21 protein-coding genes are annotated in these 25367 nt (G+C 73.0%); 5 read left to right on the plus strand and 16 right to left on the minus strand.

Annotated elements, in window-relative coordinates:
- Positions 1 to 578 precede the first annotated feature (578 nt).
- Positions 579 to 2255, plus strand: a complete 1677-nt coding sequence (locus ACN260_RS17670; protein WP_422752167.1) for an ArnT family glycosyltransferase — start codon at positions 579 to 581, stop codon at positions 2253 to 2255.
- Between the two features lie 213 nt (positions 2256 to 2468).
- Positions 2469 to 3737 carry a prolyl oligopeptidase family serine peptidase gene (locus tag ACN260_RS17675; protein ID WP_422752168.1) on the plus strand — a complete coding sequence of 423 codons (1269 nt, stop codon included), beginning with the start codon at positions 2469 to 2471 and terminating at the stop codon, positions 3735 to 3737.
- 93 nt (positions 3738 to 3830) lie between these two features.
- On the opposite strand, the gene ACN260_RS17680 is transcribed toward ACN260_RS17675, so the two are convergent.
- On the minus strand, positions 3831 to 4769 hold the full coding sequence (locus tag ACN260_RS17680; RefSeq protein ID WP_422752169.1) for a LysR family transcriptional regulator: 939 nt from the start codon (positions 4767 to 4769) through the stop codon (positions 3831 to 3833).
- Positions 4770 to 4878: 109 nt separating this feature from the next.
- On the opposite strand from ACN260_RS17680, the gene ACN260_RS17685 reads away from it, so the two are divergent.
- Complete coding sequence (locus ACN260_RS17685; RefSeq protein WP_422752170.1) at positions 4879 to 5796, plus strand: NAD(P)H-binding protein; 918 nt, start codon at positions 4879 to 4881, stop codon at positions 5794 to 5796.
- Positions 5786 to 6151: a darcynin family protein gene (locus tag ACN260_RS17690; RefSeq protein WP_422752171.1), complete on the plus strand. Its 366-nt coding sequence runs from the start codon at positions 5786 to 5788 to the stop codon at positions 6149 to 6151. The genes ACN260_RS17685 and ACN260_RS17690 overlap by 11 nt, the downstream gene beginning before the upstream one ends.
- Before the next feature lie 87 nt (positions 6152 to 6238).
- On the opposite strand, the gene ACN260_RS17695 is transcribed toward ACN260_RS17690, so the two are convergent.
- The 11 genes from ACN260_RS17695 to ACN260_RS17745 form a co-directional block, all read right to left on the minus strand.
- Complete coding sequence (locus ACN260_RS17695; RefSeq protein ID WP_422752172.1) at positions 6239 to 7183, minus strand: aldo/keto reductase; 945 nt, start codon at positions 7181 to 7183, stop codon at positions 6239 to 6241.
- Between the two features lie 80 nt (positions 7184 to 7263).
- Entirely contained in the window at positions 7264 to 7824 is a 561-nt protein-coding gene (locus ACN260_RS17700) for a GNAT family N-acetyltransferase (RefSeq protein WP_422752173.1), read from the minus strand.
- Positions 7825 to 7835: 11 nt separating this feature from the next.
- Positions 7836 to 10208, minus strand: a complete 2373-nt coding sequence (locus ACN260_RS17705) for an ATP-binding cassette domain-containing protein (protein WP_422752174.1) — start codon at positions 10206 to 10208, stop codon at positions 7836 to 7838.
- Positions 10205 to 11149 (minus strand): ABC transporter permease, encoded by a 945-nt coding sequence (locus ACN260_RS17710; protein WP_422752175.1) that lies wholly within the window; start codon positions 11147 to 11149, stop codon positions 10205 to 10207. The genes ACN260_RS17705 and ACN260_RS17710 overlap by 4 nt, the downstream gene beginning before the upstream one ends.
- The gene (locus tag ACN260_RS17715; RefSeq protein WP_422752176.1) at positions 11146 to 12696 is read right to left on the minus strand and encodes an ABC transporter substrate-binding protein; all 1551 of its coding nucleotides are present in this window, start codon (positions 12694 to 12696) and stop codon (positions 11146 to 11148) included. The genes ACN260_RS17710 and ACN260_RS17715 overlap by 4 nt, the downstream gene beginning before the upstream one ends.
- A gap of 74 nt (positions 12697 to 12770) precedes the next feature.
- Positions 12771 to 13574 carry a class I SAM-dependent methyltransferase gene (locus tag ACN260_RS17720; protein ID WP_422752177.1) on the minus strand — a complete coding sequence of 268 codons (804 nt, stop codon included), beginning with the start codon at positions 13572 to 13574 and terminating at the stop codon, positions 12771 to 12773.
- Positions 13571 to 14812: an MFS transporter gene (locus ACN260_RS17725; protein ID WP_422752178.1), complete on the minus strand. Its 1242-nt coding sequence runs from the start codon at positions 14810 to 14812 to the stop codon at positions 13571 to 13573. Before ACN260_RS17725 ends, ACN260_RS17720 begins: the two co-directional genes overlap by 4 nt.
- Positions 14809 to 15831, minus strand: coding sequence for an enolase C-terminal domain-like protein (locus ACN260_RS17730; protein ID WP_422752179.1), 1023 nt, complete (start codon positions 15829 to 15831; stop codon positions 14809 to 14811). Before ACN260_RS17730 ends, ACN260_RS17725 begins: the two co-directional genes overlap by 4 nt.
- Positions 15828 to 16904, minus strand: a complete 1077-nt coding sequence (locus ACN260_RS17735; RefSeq protein ID WP_422752180.1) for a PLP-dependent cysteine synthase family protein — start codon at positions 16902 to 16904, stop codon at positions 15828 to 15830. Before ACN260_RS17735 ends, ACN260_RS17730 begins: the two co-directional genes overlap by 4 nt.
- Positions 16898 to 17728 (minus strand): Rossmann-like domain-containing protein, encoded by an 831-nt coding sequence (locus tag ACN260_RS17740; RefSeq protein WP_422752181.1) that lies wholly within the window; start codon positions 17726 to 17728, stop codon positions 16898 to 16900. Before ACN260_RS17740 ends, ACN260_RS17735 begins: the two co-directional genes overlap by 7 nt.
- 5 nt (positions 17729 to 17733) lie before the next feature.
- Complete coding sequence (locus ACN260_RS17745; RefSeq protein ID WP_422752182.1) at positions 17734 to 19008, minus strand: ATP-grasp domain-containing protein; 1275 nt, start codon at positions 19006 to 19008, stop codon at positions 17734 to 17736.
- Between the two features lie 262 nt (positions 19009 to 19270).
- Between ACN260_RS17745 and ACN260_RS17750 the strand changes: the two genes are divergently transcribed.
- On the plus strand, positions 19271 to 21910 hold the full coding sequence (locus tag ACN260_RS17750; protein ID WP_422752183.1) for an IPT/TIG domain-containing protein: 2640 nt from the start codon (positions 19271 to 19273) through the stop codon (positions 21908 to 21910).
- A 97-nt stretch (positions 21911 to 22007) separates the two neighbouring features.
- Here ACN260_RS17750 and ACN260_RS17755 read toward each other — a convergent pair whose 3' ends face one another.
- From ACN260_RS17755 to ACN260_RS17770, 4 genes are read right to left on the minus strand one after another with little or no spacing between them, the layout of a single operon-like run.
- Positions 22008 to 22724 (minus strand): glycosyltransferase, encoded by a 717-nt coding sequence (locus tag ACN260_RS17755; protein ID WP_422752184.1) that lies wholly within the window; start codon positions 22722 to 22724, stop codon positions 22008 to 22010.
- A gap of 5 nt (positions 22725 to 22729) precedes the next feature.
- Positions 22730 to 23356, minus strand: coding sequence for a class I SAM-dependent DNA methyltransferase (locus ACN260_RS17760; protein ID WP_422752185.1), 627 nt, complete (start codon positions 23354 to 23356; stop codon positions 22730 to 22732).
- On the minus strand, positions 23353 to 24084 hold the full coding sequence (locus ACN260_RS17765) for a PIG-L deacetylase family protein (protein WP_422752186.1): 732 nt from the start codon (positions 24082 to 24084) through the stop codon (positions 23353 to 23355). Before ACN260_RS17765 ends, ACN260_RS17760 begins: the two co-directional genes overlap by 4 nt.
- Positions 24078 to 25037, minus strand: a complete 960-nt coding sequence (locus tag ACN260_RS17770) for an acyl-CoA dehydrogenase family protein (RefSeq protein ID WP_422752187.1) — start codon at positions 25035 to 25037, stop codon at positions 24078 to 24080. Before ACN260_RS17770 ends, ACN260_RS17765 begins: the two co-directional genes overlap by 7 nt.
- Between the last annotated feature and the right edge of the window lie 330 nt (positions 25038 to 25367).

Consider the following 25367-nt stretch of genomic DNA (forward strand, 5'->3'; position numbering starts at 1 on the left):
CCACCGAGCCGGGTCGGTGAGGATGGTCAGCGGTCGTCGTGTGGTCCCAGCGCGCCGCGTCGCCAGGTGTGCCACCCACGGCACAGCAGGTAGGCGACGACCGTGGTCGACGAGACGAGTCCCGTCGGCGACGAGGGTGCGGCCGGCGTTGGGCAGGTCGATGACGAACGCGGCCTGGAACTCCCACATTCCGCGCTCCGCCGCCACGTCCAACGATTAAAAAGGGACTCACCAGCCCACCACACCCGATGCCTCGACATCGAAATGCAGCCGTTATCCCGAGCCACGACCGCCGTACCAGCCTGCGTCGGGAGAACAGCAGTTCCCGCGTTCTGTGGCAGATAGCTCTCCTCCACGAACTGCCCCGCCGTTCGGACCAACCCGAGCAGATCCTTACCCGACCCGCCGCCCGGGCCGGCATCCGCCGGGGTGGAGTCCAGTCCCGATCGGCCAGGCCAGCCTCCACCGCCAGCCCCGGGTCCCCTGCCGGGGTTTGAGCGCTGCCGACCATGCTGCGCCGGAATCATCCGGCGATAAGCTATCCTGCCTTGACTCGAAGACTTCGTCACCACGGGGGCGTGGCAGTGCAGCCAGTTAGCAGAGATCGGCTCTCCAATGACGGTAATGCAACTGCCACCCCCTCGAATGAGCTGAACGCCCAGAAAGCAGTACGCATCACCGCCGGCCGCGTGGCCATCGCCGCCGGGCTCGCCGGTCTCCTTTATCGGGTCGTCCTGGTGGCGCTCAACGTTCCACCCACCAACAGCGATGAAGGCACTGCCGGTTTGGCGGCGATACACATCGGGGAAGGTCGGGACTGGCCGGCCTTCTTCTACGGCCAGCACTACATGGGCACTTTTCATTCATACCTGGCGGCACCCCTGGTCCAGATTTTCGGCGCGCACTGGTGGGTCATCCGGGTGCCGGCTCTGGCCATGTACGCGCTGTCCCTGGTGCTACTCCACCAATTGACCAGAAGTCTCTACACGCCATGGTTCGCCGCTTTCTCCGTGACGATCATGGCATTCGGTTCCGATCGCATCGTAAAAGACCAGGTAATCGGCGCTGGTGGATACTCCGACGTCGCCGCGGCCACGGCGGCGTTGATGGCGGCATCGGCATTCCTGGCCCTACGCAGATCGGGGGGGCCGATAATCCACCTCGCCTGGGGGCTACTGGCCGGCTACATCGTGTGGACCCACTGGCTGGCACTGCCCTACGTAGCCGTGGCCGTGGTCCTACTGGGTTGGGCGAACCGGGAGGTGTTGACCAGAGGACGGCTACTCCTCGCCACCGCTGGCTTCATCCTCGGGGCGGCCCCCTTGATCTGGTACAACCTCCGCCCCGGCCACCCCAACTCGCTGTCGGTCCTGCTTTCCGTCAGCGGTGCCGCCGAATCGGCCCCACTGGTCGACCGGATGTACGGGGCACTTCTTCTCGGTCTACCACTGAGTTCCGGCACGTGTGCGCCGAGCCACTGTGACGCGTGGCAAATGTGGTGGGGCCCCGTCTACCTGATCCTGCTCATCGCGGCCGCCGTGACGGGGGTCGTTTCGTTCCGTCGGGCCGACGATCAGGATCGACGGCTACATGCCGGCCGGCTCGCTCTTCTTGCCGGCGGGATGCTGACCATCGGCTCCTACGTCCTCAGCGCCTCTTCGGCACTGACCCCCGTGGAGAGCGCCCGCTATCTCCACTACGGTCTCATCTCACTGCCGGCAGTTCTCTGGCCGGCGTGGGTCGGCCTGAGTCTCGCATTCCGCAACGCGGTACCGTGCAACTCCGGTTCGAACCGCCCGACAATGATTCGGAAGGTAACCGGCTTCGTTCCGGTCGTCGCCGGTGTCGCAACGATCGGCGCGTTCACGGGCAGCGTGCTGGTCGCCAGCGGACAGCTGGTTCTTCATCAGCCACGGTACGCGGCAGAGGCGGCCGAGGAAAGGCAACTTCAGGATTATCTGCTCACCGCCGGGCTCACCCGGATCTACACCGACTACTGGACGTGCAACAGGCTGGCCTACGCAAGCGCGGAGAAGATCCGCTGCGCAGTGGTCGACGACAACCTGAACCCTGGGCACGATCGGTACCGCCCGTACCGCGTCCAGGTGGAGCAGGCGGATCGCGTGGCGTACGTACTACCCCGCGCGAACGGACTCGCGGACACCTTCGCACGATCCACCCCCACCAGGATCGAAGTCGTCGGAGTGCAGGATATCGGCGGGTATCGCGTTCACCTCTGCCACCAGAGGCCATAGGGTGCGGCGACGCCGATTCGACACCGCCATCGGGCAGCCCCTACTCCAGCACCGACCGGGCCCGCGACCACGGCGAAGCCGTCGTCGACCTCCAGGAACAGAAAGGAGGGCTGGAGAGCGTAGCCACGCCGCCGGTGACCGGTTGCCAGCGGATCTCCCCGACGCTAGGTTGATCCTCTATCGATAGACGTCTACATAATCGTCGGGGGTCGCATGTCCACGCCGGTCACTCGCCGCACCGTCCTGGCCGGAGGCGCCGGCGCCGCCATCGGCCTCGCACTGCCCGGCCCGACCGCCCACGCCGGCGGTCACCACCCCACCAGTGTCAGCTTCACCCTCGACGCGACGACGTTGGACGGCGGCGAACAGGTCACCTCGGTCACCCTCGACACCCGCCGGCTCGGGCCGATCGACCCCGCCGGGCTCCACCCCGGCACGTTCACCGTGCATGCCAGGGCCACCAGCCCGATCCCGATCGCCCCGGGCGACCTGATCTTCAGCGAGTACGACCTGGACCGCACGGTGACCGCAGCCCGGCTCGACCGGCAGGGGAACATCGTGCTCGAACTGAGCCACGGTGAGGGTCAACTCGGCGGCGGCACCCTCGGCTACATCCTGAGCAAGGGGCGCAACGTCCGGCTGGACCTCGTCTACACCATCACCCAGAACACCCCGCTCGTCCGGCGTCACGGCACGCCCGTCACCATCACCGACTTCGTCCAGGGACGGCTGTCGAACCCTGAGGTGGACGCCTTCAGCCACCACGTCTCGGGGTCGGGCATGAAGTACCGGCTGTACTCCCCGAAGCGTTCACCGGGCAGTGGCCGGCGACCGCTGATCCTCTGGCTGCACGGTGCCGGCGAGGGTGCTTCCCTGCCCGACGGCTACTACGACAACGAAACCACGCTGCGCGCCAACCGGGGTGCGTTGGGCTTCGCCACCCCGCAGGCGCAGCGGATCTTCTCCGGCGCGTACGTCGTCGCCCCGCAGAGCACCTCCTACTGGATGGAGGACGGCCCCCGGTTCGCCCCGCTGATCCGTGACATCATCGACGACCTCGTCCGCCGTGAGCGCGTCGACCCCGACCGGATCCACGTGGTCGGCTGCAGCAACGGCGGCTACATGTCCCTGAAGATGACGGTCACCTACCCCGAGCTGTTCGCCGCGTCGGTGCCGATCTGCGGCGTCGTCGAGCCGCTCGGCGGGGAGGGTCCGCCGCTGGTCACCGACGCGGAGCTGGCGGCGATCGACACCCCGACCTGGCTGGTCACCTCACGTGACGACGACACCGTGCCGCCCGCGACCAACACGGTCCACGCCCACGACCTCATCCCGGGATCCCTGATCACCCTGTACGACCAGGTCGTCTGGAACGGTTACCGGTTCCCCGGTCACTTCTCCTGGATCTACGTGGCCCGCAACGACCCGAGACTCGACGACGGCACCCACCTCTGGCAGTGGATGTCCCGCCGTCGCCGGTGATCCGCCCCGACCGCATCCGCGGACCCGCCACCAGGTCTCCCCGGCGGTGCCGCTCGCCCCGTCGGGCACGGGTACGCGGCCGACGCGCAGGTCCTACTCCTGTCGGGCGGGACGGAACACGTGGCGCACGGCGTCACGCAGCCACTGGTGGGCGCCGTCGACGCTGTGCCGTGGGTGCCAGGCCATACCGATCGTCAGTGGTGGCAGCGGCAGCGGAATGTCCAGCAGACGCAGCCCCAGCGTGTGCGCCGCTTCGCTGAGCCGTGACGGGGGCTCACCCGGCAGCGCTGTCGGCACCAGGCAGACCACGTCCTCGGCTGCGGCCAGCATCATCGCGGCCAGGTGCCCGGGCAGGACGGCGCTGACCCGCCGGCTGAGCCCCTGCGCGGCCAGGGCCGTGTCCAGCGGCCCGGTGAAACGTCCGCGGCGGCTGACCACCACGTGCTCGGCCGCCGCGAGCCTGGCGGCCGTCAGAGTTCCCTCGGTGAGGGGGTGCCCGGCCCTGACACCGGCCGCCATCCGCAGGGTGACGAGTTCTTCCACGCGCGTCTCCGGGTCGACGTGGTCGATGGCCCCGATCTCCAGGTCGATCCGTCCGTCACGCAGGGCGGGGCCCGCCTCCCACTCCTCGGCCAGCACGCGCAGCGAGACGCCCGGCGCCCGCTGTCGGGCGAGCCCGATCAGACCGGGCGCGACTGCGGCACCGACCAGGTCCGCGGCCTGGACGGTGAAGGTGCGTCGCAGTGCCGCGGGATCGATTCCGCCGCTCGGGGCGAGCAACGCCTCCAGCCGGCTTACCACCGCGGCGGCCTCGTCGCGCAGCGCCTCGGCGCGCGGCGTGGGCACCATCCGCTGTCCGGCCCGGACCAGTAGTGGATCTCGGAGCACCCGGCGTAACCGGGCCAGGGTACGGCTCATCGCGGCGGGGGAGGTCTGCAACCGCGCGGCGGCGCGGGTGACGCTCTGCTCGGTCAGCAGGGCGTCGAGAGCGACGGCGAGGTTGGCGTCGAGGTTCGGGGATGGGCTGCTCACCGTAGTTATTCCATTTCAGGCATGGATTGGATGCTGAAGTTCCCATTGTGGCAATGCGGTGCCCGTCCGCACGATGCGTGGGTCCTGTCGATCCGACAATCGGGGTTTCATGATCGTCATTACCGGACCCACCGGGAACATCGGGCGGCACCTGCTGTCGCTGCTGATCGAGGCCGCACCCGCCGGCCGGGAGGAGGTGCGTGTCGTCGTCCGGGATCCGGGCCGGCTCCCCGAAGACGTCCGTGGGCGGGTCGAGGTTGTCGTCGGCTCGCACGGCGACGCCGCGACCGTCGACCGCGCCTTCGCCGGGGCGGACGCCGTGTTCTGGCTGGTACCGCCGGACGCTTCCGTCCCACCCGACGACGCCTACAGCGGCTTCACCCGCCCGGCCACGCGTGCCTTCGCCGCGCACGGCGTCGGCCACGTCGTCGGCGTCTCGGCGCTCGGACGTGGCACCCCGCAGGCCGCCCGGGCCGGGCTGGTCACCGCCTCCCTGGCGATGGACGACCTGATCGCCGGCTCCGGCGTCGCCTACCGGGCCCTGACCTGCCCGTCCTTCTTCGAGAACCTGCTGGAGGAGGTCGACGCGATCCGCGACGACGGCGTCTTCACCGACACCGTCGCCGCGGACCGTCCGGCCCCCATGGTCGCCGTCGCCGACATCGCCGCCGCCGCGGCCGGGCTGCTGCTGGACCGCTCCTGGACCGGTGTGGGCGACGTCCCGGTGCTCGGCCCGCAGGACCTCTCGCCCGACGACCTGGCCCGCATCATGACCGGGGAACTGGGCCGTCCGGTCCGCTACCGGCGTCAGTCGCTCGACGAACTGCGCTCCACCATGCTCGGCTACGGCCTCAACGAGGCGTTCGTCGAGGCCATGGTTGACATGAAACGCGCCAAGGACGAGGGCCTGGACTCGGGCGTCGACCGCTCACCTCAGGCCGGGTCGGGCACCGCGTTCGTGCGGTGGTGCGCCCGGACGCTGCGGCCCGCCGTCCTCGCCGCGCAGGAGGCCGACGATGCCCGCTGACCTGACCGGGCCGCCCGTCACCGCGTTCATGCTCGTCAAAACCACGCCCGAGTGGTTGGCGATGACCGTGGCCGAACGCGTCGAGGCCTTCACCACCCACGTCCTGCCCGTCATCCAGGCCCGCACCCGTGGTGTCCGCTCCCGCTTCTACGACACGGAGTTCTACTCGGCGCGGGTCACCGACGTCTGGGTCTGGGAGGCGGACGACCACGACGCCTACCGCCTGCTGATCGACGCCCTGCGCGAGACCCCCTTCTGGGACCGCTACTTCGAGGTCGTCGACCTGCTCGTGGGCACCGAGAACGGCTACGCCCGCACCTACGGCCTGAAGCCGCTGGCCACCGTCAGCACCTGAGGTGACGCCGGAACGGCCGGTGCCGCCGTAGCCCGACGGCGGCACCGGCTCGGCGGACGACGATCCACCCGGTACCCCCCTTTCTGTTCAGCGGGCGTCGGCCAGCCGGGCCAGCTGCCCGTCGTCCAGCGGCACGTCCACCGCGTCGACCGCCTCGTCGAGCTGCGCGAGGCTGCTCACGCCGACGATGGGCCGGATGCCCTGCCGCAGCAGCCAGGCGAGCACCACCTGGTTGCGCGTCGCCCCCGTCTCGACGGTGATCTCGTCGAGCACACCGAGTACCCGGCCCGTCCCCGGGTGGTCGTAGGCCTCGGGGAGAGGTTTGTCGGGGCGCACGTAGCCGCCGTTGATCAACGGGGTGTACGCCCACACGTCCAGGCCCTCGGTGTGCGCGTAGTCGAGGTCGTCGGCGGTGAGGAGTTTGTGACCCTGGTCGGGCAACGCCGCCCCGGGTCGGGGTTGCGCCAGCGAGTGCCGCAGTTGCAGCGCCGACCACGGCGCCACCCCCTGGTCGCGGGCCAGGGCACGGGCCTGCTCGACGCGCCACGACGCGTGGTTCGCCGCCCCGACCCGGTGCACGGTCCCCCTGCCGACGAGCGCACCGAAGGCGGCGACGGTCTCGGCGAGCGGCACGGTGCGGTCCTCGCCGTGTGCCCACAGCAGGTCGACCGTGTCGACGCCCAACCGGGACAGGCTGCCGGCGACGCCCGCCGCGACCGCCCCGGCCGACAGTCCCTCGGCGGACTCGGGCCAGCGGTGCGCCACCAGCGGGTCGTGCCGGACCTTCGTCGCGATCCGCACCCGGTCCCGCCCGCCCGGCCGGGCCCGCAGCCACGCCCCGATCACCCGCTCACTGGCCCCGCCGAGACCTGTCGGATCGGACCAGAACGCGTAGCAGTCGGCGGTGTCGAGCCACTGCCCGCCCGCCTCCACGAACCTGTCCAGCAGCGCGAAGGCGCGGCCCTGGTCCACCGTCGTGCCGTAGTTCATCGTCCCCAGCACCAGCCGGGCCGCCGTCCTGTCGCCTGCCATGGCGTCGACCCTGCCAACTGGAGCGCACTCCAGATCAAGCCGTCCGCGACGGACCCGGCATGCCCGGGTACGACGGGCGGCTACCGGTGGCGGCCGGACAGCGGGATCTCGAAGTGGACGGTCTGGCAGGTGTCGTCGTGGCCGTCACGCGCGTCATGCACCGGCGTCGCCAGGCTCCGCCAGAACGGTTCGGCACCGACGACGCGGGTGTCGGTGTGCAGGTAGAGCGCGCGGTAGCGGGGTTGCCGGGTGACGAAGTCGACGGCGAGGCCGACCAGTGCCCGGGCGAGACCGCACCGTCGGTGTCCGGGCCGCACGTAGACCCGGAACAGCTGCGCGGTGGTGTCGTCGGGGTAGCGCTCGGCGAGGAAACGTGGATGGGGTGGGCTCTTGGGCGCGGCGGCGCGTACCGCAGTGGTGCCCACGACCTCGTCGCCCCTGGTAGCGACGAACAGGGCGTGCCGGTCGGGGGTGAGGTAGGTGCCGTCGAGGTCGATGACGTCGGCGTGCCATTCGGGTCGGTAGCCGAAGCCGAAGTCGCGGTAGAAGGTGTCGAGCATGACGCTGCGCGCCCCGTCGACGTGCCGGGGTCCGGCGATCTGGACCTCGTACGGGCCGACGCGGTGTCGGTGGTGCGGCATGGTTCCTCCGGTCACGGGTGGGTGGGTGCGGTGTCGTCCGCCGGGTGGGTGTGCAGCAGTGCGCGGGTCAGCGGGTGCTGCGCGTGGTGGAGCAGGTCTTCGGCGGGGCCGTCGTCGACGACGGTTCCGTTGTCGAGAACGACGATGTGGTCGGCGAGGTGGGCCACCACGTCCCGGTCGTGGCTGATCACCACGACGGTCAGCCGGAGGCGGTGGCGCAGGTCGTCGAGGAGGGTGAGGATGCCGTGTCGGGTGAGCCGGTCGAGCCCGGCGGTCGTCTCGTCGCAGATGAGCGCCCGGGGCCGGCTGGCCAGGGCGCGGGCGAGCGCGGCGCGGTGCAGTTCGCCGCCGGAGAGCCGGTCGGGGTGTCGGGTGACCGTGGATTCGGTGAGGCCCACCCGGGCGAGCAGGTCCAGGGCGGTTCGGCGGGCCTGCTCCGGTGGGGCGTCGTGGAGGCGTCGCGCCGGGGCGGCCGTCTGGTCGAGGACGCTCCGGTGCGGGTCGAAGCTGGCGCGGGCGTCCTGGAACACGTACTGGATGGCGGCGAGTTCGTCGGGTCGGCGGCGGTCGAGGTGACCGGCGAGGGGCCGACCGTCGAGGGTCACCAGGCCGGTGTGGGCGGGGTGCAGGCCGGCGAGGCAGCGGGCGAGGGTGGTCTTGCCGCTGCCGGAGCGGCCGACCACGGCCAGGCACCGCCCGGCGGGGACGGTCAGGGTGACGTCGTGGAGCACGTCGCGTCGTCGGCCGCCGTCGCGGTGGGCGGCGCTCAGGTTGGCGACGTGCAGCAGCGGCCGGTCCTCCCCGGCCACCGCCGGTGGCCGGTGCGGTGGCGCGGCGAGCAGGTCCCGGGCGCGCCGGTGGCGGGGGGCGGCGAGGACGTCGGCGGCGGGGCCGTGTTCGACGGCGGTTCCCCGGTGCAGCACGAGAATCTGGTCGGCGACGGCGCGCACGAGGGGCAGGTCGTGGCTGAGCAGGAGCACGGCGATGCCGTCGCGGGCGAGCGTGGTGAGTTCCCGGGCGACGTCGGTGCGGGTGAGGGCGTCCTGCCCGGTGGTGGGTTCGTCGGCGATGAGCAGGACGGCGTGGGCGAGCAGGGCGTGGGCGATGACGAGGCGTTGCTGCTGACCGCCGGAGAGCTGGTGCGGGAAGCGGCGTAGGAACCGGCGGTCGGTGGGTAGGCTGACCCGGTCGAGGGCGGCCGCCACGGCGCGTCGGCGGGCGCTGCGGCCGGTTCCGGGCAGGTGGTGCCGGGCGATCTCGTCGAGCACGGCACCGATGCGGCGTACCGGGTGCAGCGCGGCACCGGGTTGCTGGGGGACGTAGCCGACGCTCCCGGGCGGTGGTGGGGTGCGGGCGGTGACGGGCGTGCCGGCCAGGGTGACGGTGCCGGTGTGGTCGACGTCGCCGAGCAGGGCCCGGCCGGTGGTGGTCTTGCCGCTGCCGGAGACGCCGACGACGGCGAGGATCCCCCCGGCGGGCAGGTCGAAGGAGACGCCGTCGACCGGGCGGGTGTCGCCGCTGGTGACGGTCAGGTCCCGTACCTCCACGAGGGCGCCGGGTGCCCTCGGGCGGGGTGCGGTCGTGGTGGGGGTGGGCCGGGGCGGCGGGTCGGTGCGGGTGACCAGCATCCGGTCGGTGGCCAGGTTGAGGCCGACGGCCAGGCAGACGAGCAGGGCGGCGGGCACGGCGACGGCCCAGGGTTGCAGGAACAGCCCGGCGCGGTTGCGGTCCACCATGACCGCCCAGTCGGCGGCGTCGGGGGCGACGCCGATGCCCAGGAAACTGGCGGTGGCCACCAGGTACGTCGCGCCGACGAACCGGACGCCGGCGTCGGCGAGCAGGACCCGGCGGATGCCGGTGCCGACGTAGCCGGGGCCGCGTCGCCACCAACTTTCGCGGTACAGGCGCATCGCCTCCATGGCCGGCCCGTGGGCCAGGGGCAGCGCGGTGGCCCGGGTGATCCGGGTGATCTCCGGCAGCCCGATCAGCGCGACGATCCCGACCAGGGTGAGCGGTCCGGGCGGTGCAGTGGCGGCCAGCAGGATCAGCAGCAGCAGCGACGGCACGGCCAACGCCAGGTCCAGTGGGCGCATGAGCAGTTCGTCGGCCCACCGGCGGCGGGTGGACGCGGCCAGCAGCCCGAGCGGCACCCCGACGAGGTACGCCAGCACCGTCGCGGCGGCGGCCACGACGACCACGGACCGGCCGCCGAGCATGACCTGCTGTCCGACGTCGCGGCCGACGAAGTCGGTGCCCAGCGGCCCGTCGTCGGCGAACGGGAACGTGCGGCCGGCCGGCCCGCCCGCCAGGAACGGGCCGCCCACGGCCAGGCCGAGCGGCACGCTGAGCAACGCCGCCGCGGTCAGGGTGCGCAGCCGCCTCATCGGCCCACCGGGGTACGCGGGGCGAGGCGGAACGCCACCAGGTCGGCGGCCAGGTTCACCAGCACGGTGGTGACGGCGACGAGGACGCACAGCGCCTGCACGGTGGGCACGTCGCGGGTGGACACGGCGTCGACCAGGGCGGTGCCGAGTCCGGGGATGACGAACACCGCCTCGACGACGATGACCCCGCCGAGCAGCCAGTCGGTGGTGCGGGCGAGTTGCTGCACGACCGGTGCCAGGGCGTCGGGCAGGGCGTGGCGCAGCCAGAGCCGACCGCCGGTGATGCCGAGGCGTCGGGCGTGGCGGAGGTGCTCGGCGCGTAGGGCGTCGAGCAGGCCGGCGCGGGTGAGTCGGCTGATGGTGCAGACGGGTCGGGCGAGCAGTACGAGCAGGGGCAGCACGAGCACCGACGGCTGGGCGAGCAGGTCGGCGCCGAACGCGGTGGGTGGCAGCCAGCCGAGGCGGACGCCGAACACGGCGACGAGCAGGATCGCCAGGGCGAACTCCGGCACCGCGTACAGGGCGACCGACACCGCGGACACCGTCCGGTCCAGTGGTCCCCCCTCCCGGCGGGCCGCCAGCATGCCCAGGGCGACGGCCAGCGGTACGAGCACGAGCAGGGTCACCGCCGCCAGCAGCAGGGTCACCCCCGCGCTGTCGACGAGCCGGTCGGCGATCGGGCGTCCCGAGATCAGCGACACGCCGAGGTCGCCGTGGAGCAGGCCGGTCAGCCAGTCGAGGTAGCGCTGCCAGGTCGGCCGGTCGAGGTCCAACTGTTGCCGGATGGCGGCGATCCGGGCCGGGTCGGGCTGGTCGCCGGCGATCACCACGGCGGCGTCACCGGGCAGCGCCTCGGTGAGCACGAACACGATGGTGGTGATCCCGGCGACCTGTCCGAGGCCGAGCAGCAGCCGCCCGGCGGCGTAGCGGGGCAGACTCACCCCAGCCAGACCTTGTCGAAGCGGGCCCAGTCGAGGGTGTTGGCCGGGGCCTGGGCGGACACGCCGCCGACGTGGGGTGCGGTGGCGACGAGGAAGTCGGCGAACCCCCAGATCAGGAAGCCGCCCTCGGCGTGCAGGAGGCGTTGCATGTCGCCGTACGCCTGCCGGCGGGTGGCCTCGTCGGCGCTGGAGACGGCCCGGGTGTAGAGGGCGTCGAAGTCGGGGCGGGTCCACCGGGTCGCGTTGGTGGTGGAGGTGGTCAGCAGCCGCTGGGAGATGTGCGTCTCGATGGGCATGGCGCCGGAGCGGTACGAGGCCAGCACGCCGGTGTCGAGGATGTCCTTCCAGTAGGTGTCCTTGTTGCCCAGCGCGGTGTCGATGATCAGGCCGGCCTGCCTGGCCTGGTCGGTGAGGACGCTGGCGGCCTCGACGAAGCCGCTGGCCACCGAGGCGGTGTCGAGGCGTATCCGTAGTCCCCGGGCGTCGGCCTTGTCGACGAGGAAGCGGGCCCGGTCGAGGTCGTGGGTGCGTTGGGTGATGTCGTCGGCGTAGTGCTGGTAGCCCTTGCCGAACAGGTCGTTGCCGATCTGTCCGGAGCCGGCGAGGACGGTGTCGACGAGCTGTCGGCGGTCGGTGAGCAGGAACATGGCCTCGCGGAGGTCCCGGTTGTCGAACGGCGGCCGGTCGACCTTCATGGCGAAGGACTGCATGGTGCTGTTCGGCATCCGGGTGACGGTCAGCCGGGTGCTGCCGGCGTGGGTGCGGGCGGTGGTGGGAGTGATGTCGTGGGCGTACTCCACCTGCCCGGCGAGCAGGGCGTTGACCCGGGCCGACTCCTCGTTGCTGATCAGGTATTCCAGCTCGTCGAGGTGGGCTGCGCCCTCCCAGTAGCCGTCGTACCGTTTGAGCAGCAGTGACCGGCCGGGTTGCCAGGAGTCGAAGGTGAACGGACCGGACCCGACGGGCCGGGTGAAACTGTCGGCACCCTCGGGGACGATGTACGCGCCGAACGCGGCCAGGGCGTTGGGGAACTCGGCGAAGGGGCGGGTCAGGGCCAGTTCCACGGTCCGGTCGTCGATGGCGCGGCTGCGGCGCAGGTCGAGCAGGCCGAGGCTGGCCCTGGCCCGGAACGCCCGCTTCGGGTCGGTGATCCTGGCGTAGCTGTACAGCACGTCGGCGGCGCGGACCGGCCGCCCGTCGTGGAACGTCGCCTCGCGCAGGGTGATCCGCCAGCGGGTGAGGTCACTGTGGGGTTCCCAACGTTCGGCGAGGCGGGGCCGGATGGAGACGTCGGGGCCGTAGTCGGCGAGCTTGTCGAACATCGCCTTGGCCCGGGACGCCTCGTTGAACAGGTTGGCCAGGTGCGGGTCGAGCGTCTCGTTGACGCCGCCGCCGGCGAACGCCGCCCGCAGCCGACCGCCGCGCCGGGGTCGCCCGGCGGCGGGGGTGCTCGGGTCGTCGCCCCCACCGCAGCCGGCCAGCAGGGCAGCGGAGGCGGCGGCGACACCGCCGAGCAGACCGCGACGGGTCACCGACGGCGTGCCCACTGACAAACTATCCATCATGAATATCCCTTCCGATAAGGTGTGGAACTCCCGCCGCTTCGGCGCGGCGGTCGGGGTCAGACCGGGTCGGCGCGTCGCCGGGCGACCAGGTGCAGCCGGTCACCGGACAACGCGGTCGACAACGCGGCCGTCGGATGCCAGGGCGGGTCGGTGCGGGGACCGGGGGCGTCGAACAGGGCCACCACATCGAACCCGGCGGTGTCGAGCAGGTACCGCAGCTCGGCGGGGAACAGCAGCCGCCAGGCCGAGGTCTGCACCAACGGTTGCGGGCAGGCCGGCCAGGTCCAGACCCGTTCGCGACGCAGCAACTGCCCACCGTGGTCGATCCACAGCCGCGTGTCGGACGTGTACGGGACGTCGCGCCAGGTCACGGTGCGGGTGCGGGTGCCGTCGAGGAGTTCGGTGTTGCCGAGGAAGAACGCCCCGTTGCGCATCTCGGCCAGCAGCAGCCCGCCGGGGCGCAGGTGCCGGTGGCAGCAGCGCAGGAACGCGGTCAGGTCGGCGTTGGTGTGGCAGTACAGCAGCGCGCTGTCCAGGCAGGTGACGACGTCGACGGGGCCGGCCAGGTCGAAGTCCCGCAGGTCGGCGTGGACGAACCGGACGTCGGGGTGGCGACGCCGCGCGTAGGTCAGCATCGGCACCGACGTGTCCAGCCCGACGGTGGCGTAGCCGAGGGTGGCGAGGTACCCGACGTCGCGGCCGGTGCCACATCCGACGTCGAGTAGCCGGGGCGCGACGTCGGTGCGGTCGGCGAACCGGCGTACGACGTCGTCGACGAACCGGGCGGCGCGGTGACCCGGATCGGGGAACTGCTGTTCGTACAGTTCCGGGTTGTCGGTGAGGAGGTTCCCGCCGCTCATGACACCCCCGCCGGGGTCGGCGTGGGCGCGGACGTACGGGGGCCGTCGAGGCGCAGCAGCCATACCGCGCCCGCCGAGGCCACCCCGACGGCGGCGGTGAGCAGCCACGCCACCGGCGGCACCCCGGCTGCCGTGGCGGTGCCCACCGTCGCACCGACGGCGGCGGTGCAGCCGGCGGCGAGGACCCCGGACACCAGGTAGAACAGGCCGAAGTAGGTACCGGTCAGCCGGGGGCCGGCGAAGGCGGGGATCAACTCCAGCACGAACGGCTGGGCGATCATCACCCCCAGGGTGAGCAGGACGGCCGCAGCCAGCACCGGCACCAGCCGCAGCACCGGCGACGTCGACTCCACCCGCAGCAGCGGCAGCAGGAACCCGGCTCCCATGACCGCCATTCCGACGGTGATGCTCTTCCCCCGGCTCCAGCGGCCCTGTAGCCAGCCGGTCAGCGGTAGTTGCAGGGTGAGCGTCACGACGGTGGAGACGACGAACAGCCCGGCGACCGCCACCGGGTGCCCGGTGACGTGCTCCGCCTGCACCGGCAGGATCAGGTACAGCTGGGTCTGCAACGCGAACATGCCGGCCAGCGCGACGCTGAAGGCCAGGAACCGGCGGTCGGCGAGGCCGGTGCGCCAGTCCTGCCAGAGCGTCGCCTCGGCGGAGGTGGCCGGGGTGGCGGGCAGCCAGACCGCCTGCGCCACGGTGAGTGCGGCGAACAGCCCGGCGGCGGTCGACGCGGCGGCCCGGAAGTCGACCAGGAGCAGCGCCGAGCCGAGCAGTGGTCCGAGCAGCGCGCCGGCGCTGGCGAAGACGGTGAACAGGGCGAACGCCTCGGCCCGCCGGTCGGCGGCGGCCTGCGCCACGTAGCTGCGTACGGCCGGGTTGAACAGCGCGCCGGCCAGTCCGGACAGGATCGACGCGGCCAGCAGCACCGGCAGTGCCGTGCCGAGGGCGAACAGCCCGAACCCGACGGCGCGCAGGGCGCAGCCGGCGATGATGACCCCCCGGGCACCCAACCGGTCGGCAGCGGAGCCGCCCAGCAGGAACAGGCCCTGCTGGCTGAGGTTGCGCACGCCGAGCACGATGCCGATCACGGCGGCGGAGAGGCCGACGTCGGCGGCCAGGTAGCCGGCGAGATAGGGCAGCAGCAGGTAGAAGCCGACGTTGACCCCGAACTGGTTGACCACCAGCAGCCGGATCGGCAGCGGGAAGCTGCGCAGGGTGGACCACGTCTTCACCGGACCGCCCGCACGCCGAGCCCGGGTGACCCGCTCAACCGCAGGACGCCGTCGTGGCCGCCGATGCCGGTCCACGGATCGGCGGCGAGCAGCAGGTGCCCGTCCAGGTCGATCCAGCGGGCGTCGCCGGTGAGGTGCACCGCCGGTGCGATGCCCAGCGAGCTGGCCACCAGACAGCCCAGCATGAGGTCCATGCCGTGGGCCCGGGCGGTGGCGGCGATCTGCCGCGCGGCGTGGATGCCGCCGCACTTGGCCAGCTTGACGTTGACGCCGGCCACCGCGCCGGCGAGGGCGTCGACGTGCGCCGCCGTGGCCGCGTCCTCGTCGGCGACGACCGGCACCTCGGTGCGTGCGCTGATCCAGGCGAGCAGTTGCGGGGTGCCGGGCGCGATGGGCTGCTCGACGGCGTCGACGCCGTACGGGCGCAGTGTGTCGAGCAGCCGCACGGTCTGCTCGGGGGTCCACGCGCCGTTGGGGTCGAGCACGAGCCGCGCCTGCGGCAGCGCGGCGCGGACGGCGGCGACCCGGGCCACGTCGGCGGCGTCCCCGCACTTGACCTTGACCATTCGGAAGCCACGTCGGGCAAGGTCGAGCGCGGTGAGGCGGGCGTGTCCGGGCGCGACGAGGCCGACGGTGTGGGCCGTGACCGCCGGGGTCGGGGCGGGCCGGCCGAGCCACCGGTGCACCGGCTGACCGGCCCGCCGGCCCAGCAGGTCGTGGACGGCGGCGTCCAGGGCCGCCAGCACACCGGCCGGCAGCTCCCCGGCGAGCGCCGGCAGCTCCGCGAGCAGCACCTCGGGTTCGCCGCAGGCGCGTACCCGGTGCCGCAGCCCGGGCAGCAGCCCGAGGATGGCGGCCAGGTCCAGTCCGTAGTAGACGCTGGTCACCACCTCGCCGTGGCCGGTGACGCCGTCGTGGGACAGGTCGAGCTGGACGGCGTCGCGGCCCGGCATCGTCGCCCGGGAGATCCGCAACGGTTCCCGCAGCCGCAGCGGGTAGCTGCGCCAGTCGAGCCTCATGCCGGCACCGCCAGGCGGCGCAGCGGGTCGAGGACGGTCCGGCAGCGGCTCCACCGGGTCACCTCGACGGCGTCCGGGTACGGGATCTCGATCGGATGGTCCGGGGCCGGGGCGAACAGGCCGTGGCGGGCGCAGTACGCGTCGTCGAAGATCGAGTCGAGGTAACGGTGCGGGCCGTCCGGGAAGATCGTCACCACCCGGGCACCGGGCTGCATCCGGCAGACCCACGCGGCGACCCGGGCGACGGCCCCGGTGCTCCAGCCGCCGGTGACGAACGCCGCCCGGGCCAACCGGCGGCAGGTGTCCACCGCCTCCACCGGTCCGACCCAGTGCACCTCGTCGAAGGCGGCGTAGTCGACGTTGCGGGGGAAGATGCTGCTGCCCAAGCCGCGCATCAGCCGGGGCCGGGCGGGCTGCCCGAAGATCGTCGAGCCGACGGTGTCGACCCCGACCAGCCGCATCCCCGGCCAGTAGCGGCGCAACGCCCGGCCCAGGCCGGCACTGTGCCCACCGGTGCCGACGCTGCACACCAGCACGTCCACGGCTTCGACCTGGCCGGTCAACTCCTCGGCGAGGCCGCGGTAGCCGGCGACGTTGTCCGGGTTGTGGTACTGGTCGGGCCAGTAGGCGTCGGGGATGCGGGCCAGCACCTCGCGCAGCCGGTCCAGGCGGGCCTGCTGCCAACCACCGGCCGGGTGCGGCTGCGCCACCACCTCCAGCGTCGCCCCGTGGGCCGCGAGCAGCGCCCGCATCGAGCGTTCGATCTCCCGGTCCACCACGAGGACGACGGGGTGGCCCAGGGCCTGTCCGGCGAACGCCAGACCGAGCCCCAGCGTGCCGCTGGTCGACTCCACCACGGTGCCGCCCGGCCCGAGGTCACCACGCCGCCGGGCGGCCCGCAACATCGCCACCGCGGCCCGCGCCTTCATGCCCCCCGGGCTCAGGTGCTCGACCTTGGCGTGGAAGCCGCCGTGCGGGTGCGGCAGCGGGGTGTCGACGAACACCACCGGGGAGCGTCCCAGCAGGCCCAGCAGGTGCGGTGCGCGGGCTGCCGGCGTGGAGGTGGTCAGCACGGCGACCCGGCCCCGGCGCGGTAGCGGTAGATCGTCGTCGCCGCACCGTCGAGCCAGAAGAACGGGTACGGCTCGGCGGACAGCCCACTCAACCCCGCGCCCAGGAAGCACGGCAGGACGGCACTGCCGGTCTGGGCGAAGGCCACCATCGGCTTGCCGGTGGTACGGGCGTGCCGCAGCAGCGGGGCGAACGTGTCGTTGCCCAGGGTCATCCCGGACACCAGCAGCGCGTCGCAGCGCTCCAGCAGCACCGCGGCGTCGGGCAGGCACGGCTCCCCCCACTCCGTGCTCCCGCCGGCCCGGTCGCACGGCAGGTAGCCGACGCCCCGGTCCCGCAACTGCGCCAACAGGGAGTTCACCACCCCGACGACCAGGACCTGCTGCCCCGGCTCCACCGGTAGCAGGTCCACCACGGCGGCGGCCCGGGCGGTCGACTTGGCAAGCGACGTCCCGGCCGGGATGGTGACCGTGTCGCCGGCGGCGTGCCGGTGCGGTCGGACCGTGGCGAGGTAGGCGTCCAGGGCCGCGACGCGCACCGCCGACGCCGGGTGGGTGAGCAGGTCGGCGACGCTGCGACCGACGCAGTCGTGGGCGACCTCGTCGGTCAGCTCGTCGGGTTCCGTGGCGCACGAGCCGACGGCGGCGTCCACCCGCAGGCTCAGCACCTGGTTGCGGTAACCGCGGGCCCGTCCGGCATGCCGGGCGCCCTGTCGGGTGGTGAACGCGACGGTGACCTGCGCGGTGGCCGGGTCGGGGCCGAAGCGGCCCGCCCGGACCGCGTCGATCAGGTCCGGAACCGACGTGACCGGCCGACCGGTGTCCACCGGCGTCACGCGTGGGCCCCGGCCAGCTCGTCGGCGTAGCGGACGCCGAGCCCGGCGACCAGTTCGTCGGCGCGGGTCCGGGCGCCGGGACCCGTGGTGTCCACCGTCATGACGTGACCGAGGTAGTCGTTGTTGCTCACCGCGTCGCCGGTGCGGTGCCCGGCGGGCTTCACCGCCCAGTCGACCACGTCGGGAGCGGCAGCCAGCGCGGTCACCCCGTCGATCCCGGCGACGGTGCCGGCGCGGGGCGGGAGCAGGAACGCGATGGCGGCGCTACGGACACCCGTGTCGGCCACCGTGACCTCCGGCTGCTCACCCACGGCCAGCCGGGCGTACACCATGGGCAGATCCACCCCGGTCGCCCGCCGCACCAGCTCGGTGATCTGGTTGCCCGCCGGGCGGGGGTTGATCTCCACCACCCGTGGCCCGGCCGCCGTCAGCCGTAGCTCGGTGTGCGCCACCCCCCGGTCGAACCCGACCGCGGCGAGGGCGGCGACGGCCATGTCGCCCACCGCGCCGGCCGTCGCCGCGTCGAGCGCGGCGGGGAACATGTGCCCCGTCTCCACGAACCGCGGTGCACCGGCGAGGCTCTTGTCCGTCACACCGAGCACCGTCGTCTCCCCGTCGACGGTCACGGTCTCCACGCTGACCTCCGGCCCGGCCAACACCTCCTCCAGCAGCACCAGCGGCGAACGCCGCTGCCCCCGGGCGTTGACCGGGAACCCGCCGAGGGCGTCGAACGCCTCGCGTAGCTGGTCCCGGTCGGCCACCAGCCGGACGAACATCCCGGCGCACAGGTCGACCGGCTTGACGACCAGCGGGAAACCCAGCGCGTGGGCGGCGGCCTCGGTGCCCGCCCAGTCCCCGGTGACGGCGAACCCGGGGCCGGGCAGGCCGGCCGCCCGCATCCGCTGCCGCGCCAGGTCCTTGCGGTAGGCGCACTCGACGGCCTCGGGCCGTGCGCCCGGCAGGCCCAGGTCCGCGGCGAGCCGGGCCACGGTGGCGAGGTAGTAGTCGCAGGACGTGAGGACGCCGTCGAAGCGCAGCACCTCGTGCAGCTGCCGTACGTACGGCAGCAGCCGTTCCGGATCGTTGGTTTCGGCGGTGATCACGTGGTCGGCGTCGAGCAGCGGGTGCGTCCCGGTGCCGCCGCCCTGGCGCAGGTAGTGGTGCAGGTTCCTGGTCAGGAACGTGAACCGATGTCCCGCCTCCCGGATCGCCCGGGGCAGCAGGGTACTCATCGCACCGACCCAGCTCTCGACCAGCAACACATGACCCACCGCGCACTCCCGACGCTCGACGACTCGGACGAGCAGACGATAACGGTTCCCATTACCAATAGCTAGCGACACGCCCCGGGACATTCGCCTGTGGAGCCGATCGAACCCGGAGCGCCGGCAACAGCGGGCAGATGCCATCGCGCGGACACGGCCTGCACGCAAAGTAGCGAAATGCGTAACTTGACCGATTTATACTCGTTCACTCGTTGACGGCTGCCGCCACATCACGCAGGCCCGTCATCCATCTGAACGGGGGAAATTGGTGAGGACCGTCCTGCGAAGAACCACCAGCGCCGCCACGGCGCTGCTGGTCACCAGCCTGGCAACCCTGTCCCTGGGTACGCCGGCACTGGCGGCACCGGGCGACGCGAGCGCCCGCGGCGTCGTCGTCGACCTGTCCGCCGAGGTGGCCGGGATTGCCGTGATCAGCGCCGACGCGACCGTCGGCACCGCCACCGCGCCGGCCGCCGGGGGCACCGACACCGAGACACTGCTGGCGATCTCGGTGCCCGGGGCGGTCGGTGTGACCGCCAGCGGCACCGTCGAGGAGGTCACCGCCACCCGGGCGGCGGACGGGTCGTCGGCGTCCTCCAGCGTCAACGGGCTCAACCTGACCGTGCTCGGCATCGACGTGCTGGACGCCGCCGAGGTCACCGCCACCGCGGTCTGTCCGCAGGTCGGCGCGACCAGCGCGGACACCACGCTCGTCGGGCTGGAGTTGTTCGGCTCGGCGGTGACGCTGACGGCGAACACCCCCGCCGTCGTGGGCAGCGCGGCGGTGGTGGTGCCGGGGCTGCTGGACGCGAGCCTGAACGCCTCGTTGACCCGGGTCGAGACGACCACCGCCACCGGCGCCACCGCGATCACGGTGCGGGCCGTGCTGACCCTGTCGGGCAGCATCCTCGGTGTCCCGACCACCATTCCCGTCGGCACCGTCATCGTGGCCGAGGCGCTCTGCGAGCGTCCGCCGGCGGCACCGACCACCGCGACGATCACCCCCGACGAGGGCCCGCAGTCGGGCGGCCAGACCGTGACGATCACCGGCACCGGCTTCATCCCGGGCGGCACCACGGTCACCTTCGACGGGGTGCCCGCGACCGACGTCACGGTCGCTCCGGGCGGCACCTCACTGACGGCCGTCACCCCGCCCGGCGCGGTCGGACCCGCCGAGGTCGTGGTCGGCACGGTGAACGGCACCGCCGCACCGCTGGGCTACACGTACCTCGCCGACGGCAGCGCGGCCACCATCACCGGCCTCACCCCGACCTCCGGGCCGACCGTCGGCGGCACCACGGTGACGATCACCGGCACCGGCTTCACCGGGGCGGCCGGCGTGGACTTCAACGGCCTGCCCGGCACCGGGTTCACCGTCAACCCCGCCGGCACCACGATCACCGTGGTCACACCGCCGAACCCGGCGGGCCCGGCCCTGGTCGAACTGGTCTTCCCGGCCGGTCGGGTGACCGCGCCGACGTTCACCTACCTCGGGCCGACGATCACCTCGATCGTCCCGGACACCGGACCGACCGCCGGCGGCACCACCGTGACCATCACCGGCACCGGCTTCACCGGAGCGACCGGGGTGACCTTCGGTGACACCCCGGGCACCAACGTCACGGTCAACCCGGGCGGCACCTCGCTGACCGTGGTCACCCCGCCCGGCCAGGTCGGCCCGGTGGACGTCACCGTGCTCCTGCCGGGCGCGGACGCGACCGCCCCGGACGGATTCACGTACGTGGCAGCGGCGCCTACCGTCGCGTCGATCACCCCGAACGCGGGTCCACAGTCGGGCGGCCAGACGGTGACGATCACCGGCACCGGATTCGTCCCCGGTGACACCACAGTCACCTTCGACGGGGTGCCGGCCACCGACGTCACGGTCGCACCGGGCGGCACCTCCCTGACGGCGGTCACCCCGCCCGGCGCGGTCGGGCCGGCCGTCGTGCTGGTGACCACCGGCGGCGGTACGGCGGCACCGCTGGGCTACACCTACCTCGCCGACGGCAGCGCCGCGACCGTGACCGGGCTGACCCCGACGAGCGGACCGACCTCGGGTGGCACCACGGTCACCATCACCGGGACCGGGTTCACCGGAGCCACCGGGGTGACCTTCGACGGGGTGCCCGGCACCGGGTTCACCGTCAACCCGGGCGGTACCACGATCACCGTGCTGACCCCGCCGAACGCGGCCGGGCCGGCGGACGTCCGGCTGGTGTTCCCCGCGGGCACCGCCACCGCGCCCGTCTTCACGTACGTCGCGCCGACGATCACCTCCATCGTGCCGGACACCGGACCGACCACCGGCGGCACCACGGTGACCATCACCGGCACCGGTCTCACCGGCGCCACCGGCGTGAACTTCGGCAACACACCCGGCACCAACCTGGTCGTGAACCCGGACGGCTCCTCGCTGACCGTGGTCACCCCGCCCGGTTCGCCCGGGACGGTGGACGTCACCGTCCTGCTGCCCGGCGACGACGTCACCGCACCTGACGGGTTCACCTACGAACCCGCCCCGCCGCGCATCGACACCGTCAACCCCGGACAGGGGCCGACCGGTGGCGGCACGACGGTGACGGTCGGTGGCTCCGGGTTCGTGCCGGGCGGCACCACGGTCACCATCTGCGGCACGACCATCCCGGCCGACCAGGTCACCGTGGCGTCGGACGGCCGTTCGTTGACCTTCCGCACACCGCCCTGCGCGGCCGGGAACGCCACGATCACGGTGAGCACCGCCGGTGGAACCTCCGACGGCTTCACCTTCCGCTACGTCGGGGGGATCCTGCCGGTGACCGGTGACGCCATGTTCGCGCCGCTGACCGTCGGGCTGCTGCTCGCCCTGCTCGGCGCCGTCCTCGTCGGGCTGACCCGCCGCCGGCACCGCGCCGGCCGCATCGGCTGACCGGATGCTCCCGGCCAGGGTCCGACCGGACCCTGGCCGGGAGCGACGCCGTCCTTTCCGGTACGCGCTTCGCGCGCCGCCGGTGAAGGGCGGTTCGTCATGCCACGGTGCATCCGCCGCACGGCGTCCGCTCCGGCCCCACCGTCGAGGGCCGGTCTTCGAGGGCGTCGAGATAGCCGGCGAAGCCGTGCGGGGCCCGACCGTGGCGGCGGGCACTGGTCCGTACCGCGCAGCCGGCGTCGGCGACGACCCGCATGGCCTGTCGACGACCGCGTTCGACGAGGTCGTGGTCCTCGCCGTGGCGCAGGTCGGCGAAGCCGCCCAACCGCTCGTACGCGGTGGCGGCGCAGCCCAGGTTCGCACCGTGGACGTGCCGGTGGCCGGTGTCGGTCAGGCCCTGCCGGTACCGGGCCTCGTACCGGTCACGGACCGGGATGGCACGGGGCGCCCAGTCGGTGACCCGTACCGTCCCGACCAGCAGGTCGGTGCCGGCGCGGGCGTGCCGCAGCTGCCAGCCGCCCCACCGCCGGGGCACCCGGCTGTCCGCATCGGTGGTGGCGAGCCACAACCCCAGCGGGCCGTGGCGCAGCGCGTACGCCATGCCGGCGGCCCGGGCGCGGCCGACGTTGCGGGCCCGGACCGTCAGCACGACGACGCCGGGACGTTCGGCGACGGCGGCCGTGGCGTCCCGGCAGTCGTCGGCCACCACGATCACCTCCGAGGGCACCGGCAGGTGCCGCAGCGAGTCGAGGACGGAGGTCAGACAGCCGGGCAGCAACGCCTGCTCGTCGTGGGCGGGCACCACGACCGCCATCCGGTTCACCACAGACCGTCGGCCTGGGCGACGGACCTGGCCGGCGGCGGCACCCGCAGGAACACGTCGAGGAGGAAGTCGGCTTCCTCATGCCGTGCCGTCCGCGTCAGGGCGTCCACCCCGTCGAGCAGCCGGTGCACGTCGTCGCCGCTGCGGGCGTGCTCGGCCACCGCCGGCCGCCAGTGCACGGCCACCAGCGTGCCGCCGGGTTCGAGCGAGTCGACCGTCCGGGCCACCAGCAGATCCAGCCCGGCGTCGTCGAAGTAGTAGCCCAGCTCGGAGAGCACGATCAGGTCGAACCGGTCGTCCGTCACGGCCGGCCACTCGTCGGGGACCCGCATCCGTTGCACCCGGACGTGTGGCTGCTCCGCCAGCCGCCGTCGGGCGCTCGCCACCGGCGCGGCGGCGATGTCGACCGCCAGTAGCCGGTCGCACCGCGGGGCGAGGCGGCGGGTGAGCGTCCCCGTCGAGCAGCCCGGCTCGAATGCCGACCGGTACCGCCGGCGCGGCAGGCAGGCCACCGTCACCTCGTGCTTACGCTGGTCGTACCAGCGGGTTTCGAAACTCCACGGGTCCTCCGCCCCGGCGTACATGTCGTCGAAGTACCCGGCCGGGGTGCCGCCTGAGGTCATGGCCCGAACACCGTTTCGTAGGGACGCGTGAAGCGGGCGAGGACGTTCGGGGGCAGGATCGCGGCGTCGGCGGGTGCCGGCCCCAACGGCAGCACCTGGCTACGGAAGGCGTCGATCGCGCTCAGCTTGGCCGATCCGGCCGCTGCGGTGAGGTCGATCCGACGCGCGCGGTGCCACGGCACGTCGGGGTGGTCCGGCCGGGCCCAGTGCCACGTCCACACCGGGAACTCCAGCAGGATCGCACCCATACGCCGGCAGGCGAGCGCTGCCGCCCGCCCCACCGCCTCGTGGTCCGGGTGTCCGTCGCCACGCCACGTCGTGACACACCACCGCCCCGGTGCCAGCCGGCCGGTCAACGCCTCGGCGAGCGCCGACTCGTCGACACGGCCGTCGGGATGAGCGAGATGGTCGATGGCGGTGGGGGCGACCCCGAGCAGTCCGCAGGCCGTGACCGTCTCGGCCCGCCGGATCGCGGCCAGCGCCGCCGGTGAGTGGACCGTGGAGTCCGGATGCGAGGCTTCGCCGTCGGTGACGACCGCGATCTCGACGCCGCCGGCGAGCATCGCGACCAGGCCACCCACCCCGAGCACCTCGTCGTCGGGGTGCGGGGCGACCACCAGCGGCGGCACCGTCAGGTCGTCCAGCGCCAGCACGGGCCAACCGGCCGGGGCCGGCCACGCACGCCAACTGCTCTCGTCGGTGCCCGCGTCGACGATCGGCCTCACCATCCGGGATCCCCGACCGCCGCCACCAGCTCACCGAGGTGGGCCAGGTCCGCCTCCGCGTGACTCTGCCGCAGGTACACGGTCAGGTCGGCGACCCGGCGGGCGTGGTGGGCGTCCTGGCACAGCGGGCCCGCCCCCAACGCCCGGCCGACCCGGTCGACGACCGTGGTGGCGGTCGCCTCGACGGTGGCGCGGACCTGGTGGGCCAACCGGTCGGCGTCCCCGGTGGGGTTCGCGTCGATCTCGTCGGCGGCGGCGAACAGGACGGTGCGGGCGGCGGCCAGGGTCGCGTCGACCGCGCCGAGGTGCGCCAGGGCGTGCGGGCCGAGACGGCGGTGCCGCGCTGCGGCGTACAGGGTGTCGGCGACCCCGACCGCCCCGCCGTACCAGCACGCCGCCACCCCCAGCCCGCCGTGCCGGAAACCCGGCCGCGCGGTGTAGCTGCCGGGCCCGCCCACCGCGACGGCGGTCACGCCGTCGAAGCTGACGGTGCGGCTGTCGCTGGCGGCCATGCCGACGGCCGGCCAGGTGTCGGGCAACGCGGTGACCCCGGCGGCGTCGACCTCGACGGCGAACAGCCGGACGCCGTCGTCGGCGGTCGCGGTGACCAGAGCGTGGGCCAGCAGCCCAGCCCCGGAGCACCAGGGCCGGTCACCGGTCAGCCGCCACCGGTCGCCGTCCCGGGTGGCCGTGACCGATGCCGGCACGGCCGCCCAGACACCCCACGGCTCACGGCTCCGGTCGGGATCGACCGGCATACCGAGTTCGGCGAGGATCGCCAGGGCGTCGGCGTGCCCCTCGCCCAGCCGGGCCAGGGCCAGGTCGGCGCGGCCGAGTTCGACGAAACGCAGGAAGCGGTCACGGGTGCGTCCGCCGCCGGGCAGCGGCAGGTCGAGCAGCCCGGCGTGGACGGCCGACCGGAACGCCGTCCCGGGGTCGTCGCCTCCGGGGGTCACGACCGGGTTCCCGCCGTCCGGGACGGTCTCCCGGACCGCAGCCGGCCGGCACGGCCCGATCCGCAGTCGACCACGGGCAACGTCTCCGGACGACCGACCGTCATCGGGCACCTCCATTCGGACCAGGCACGGCCCGCACGGGTCGCCGCCGGAAGATGCCCCTCTCCCCCGGGCCGAAACATGGCACGGCCCACACCGCTTCGTGTGACATCGGAGCGCCGCCGGCCGTCGTCGTCACCGGAGGCGGGCACGGGAAGGGGGTACGCGTGCCCAACGGCGGGGACTTTTCGTGGTTCGAGCGAAAGTCTGCCCTGGTTCGACAGAAGCCGT

The sequence above is a fragment of the Micromonospora sp. WMMD708 genome (genome assembly GCF_049315245.1).
In the GTDB taxonomy this organism is placed as follows: domain Bacteria; phylum Actinomycetota; class Actinomycetes; order Mycobacteriales; family Micromonosporaceae; genus Micromonospora; species Micromonospora wenchangensis.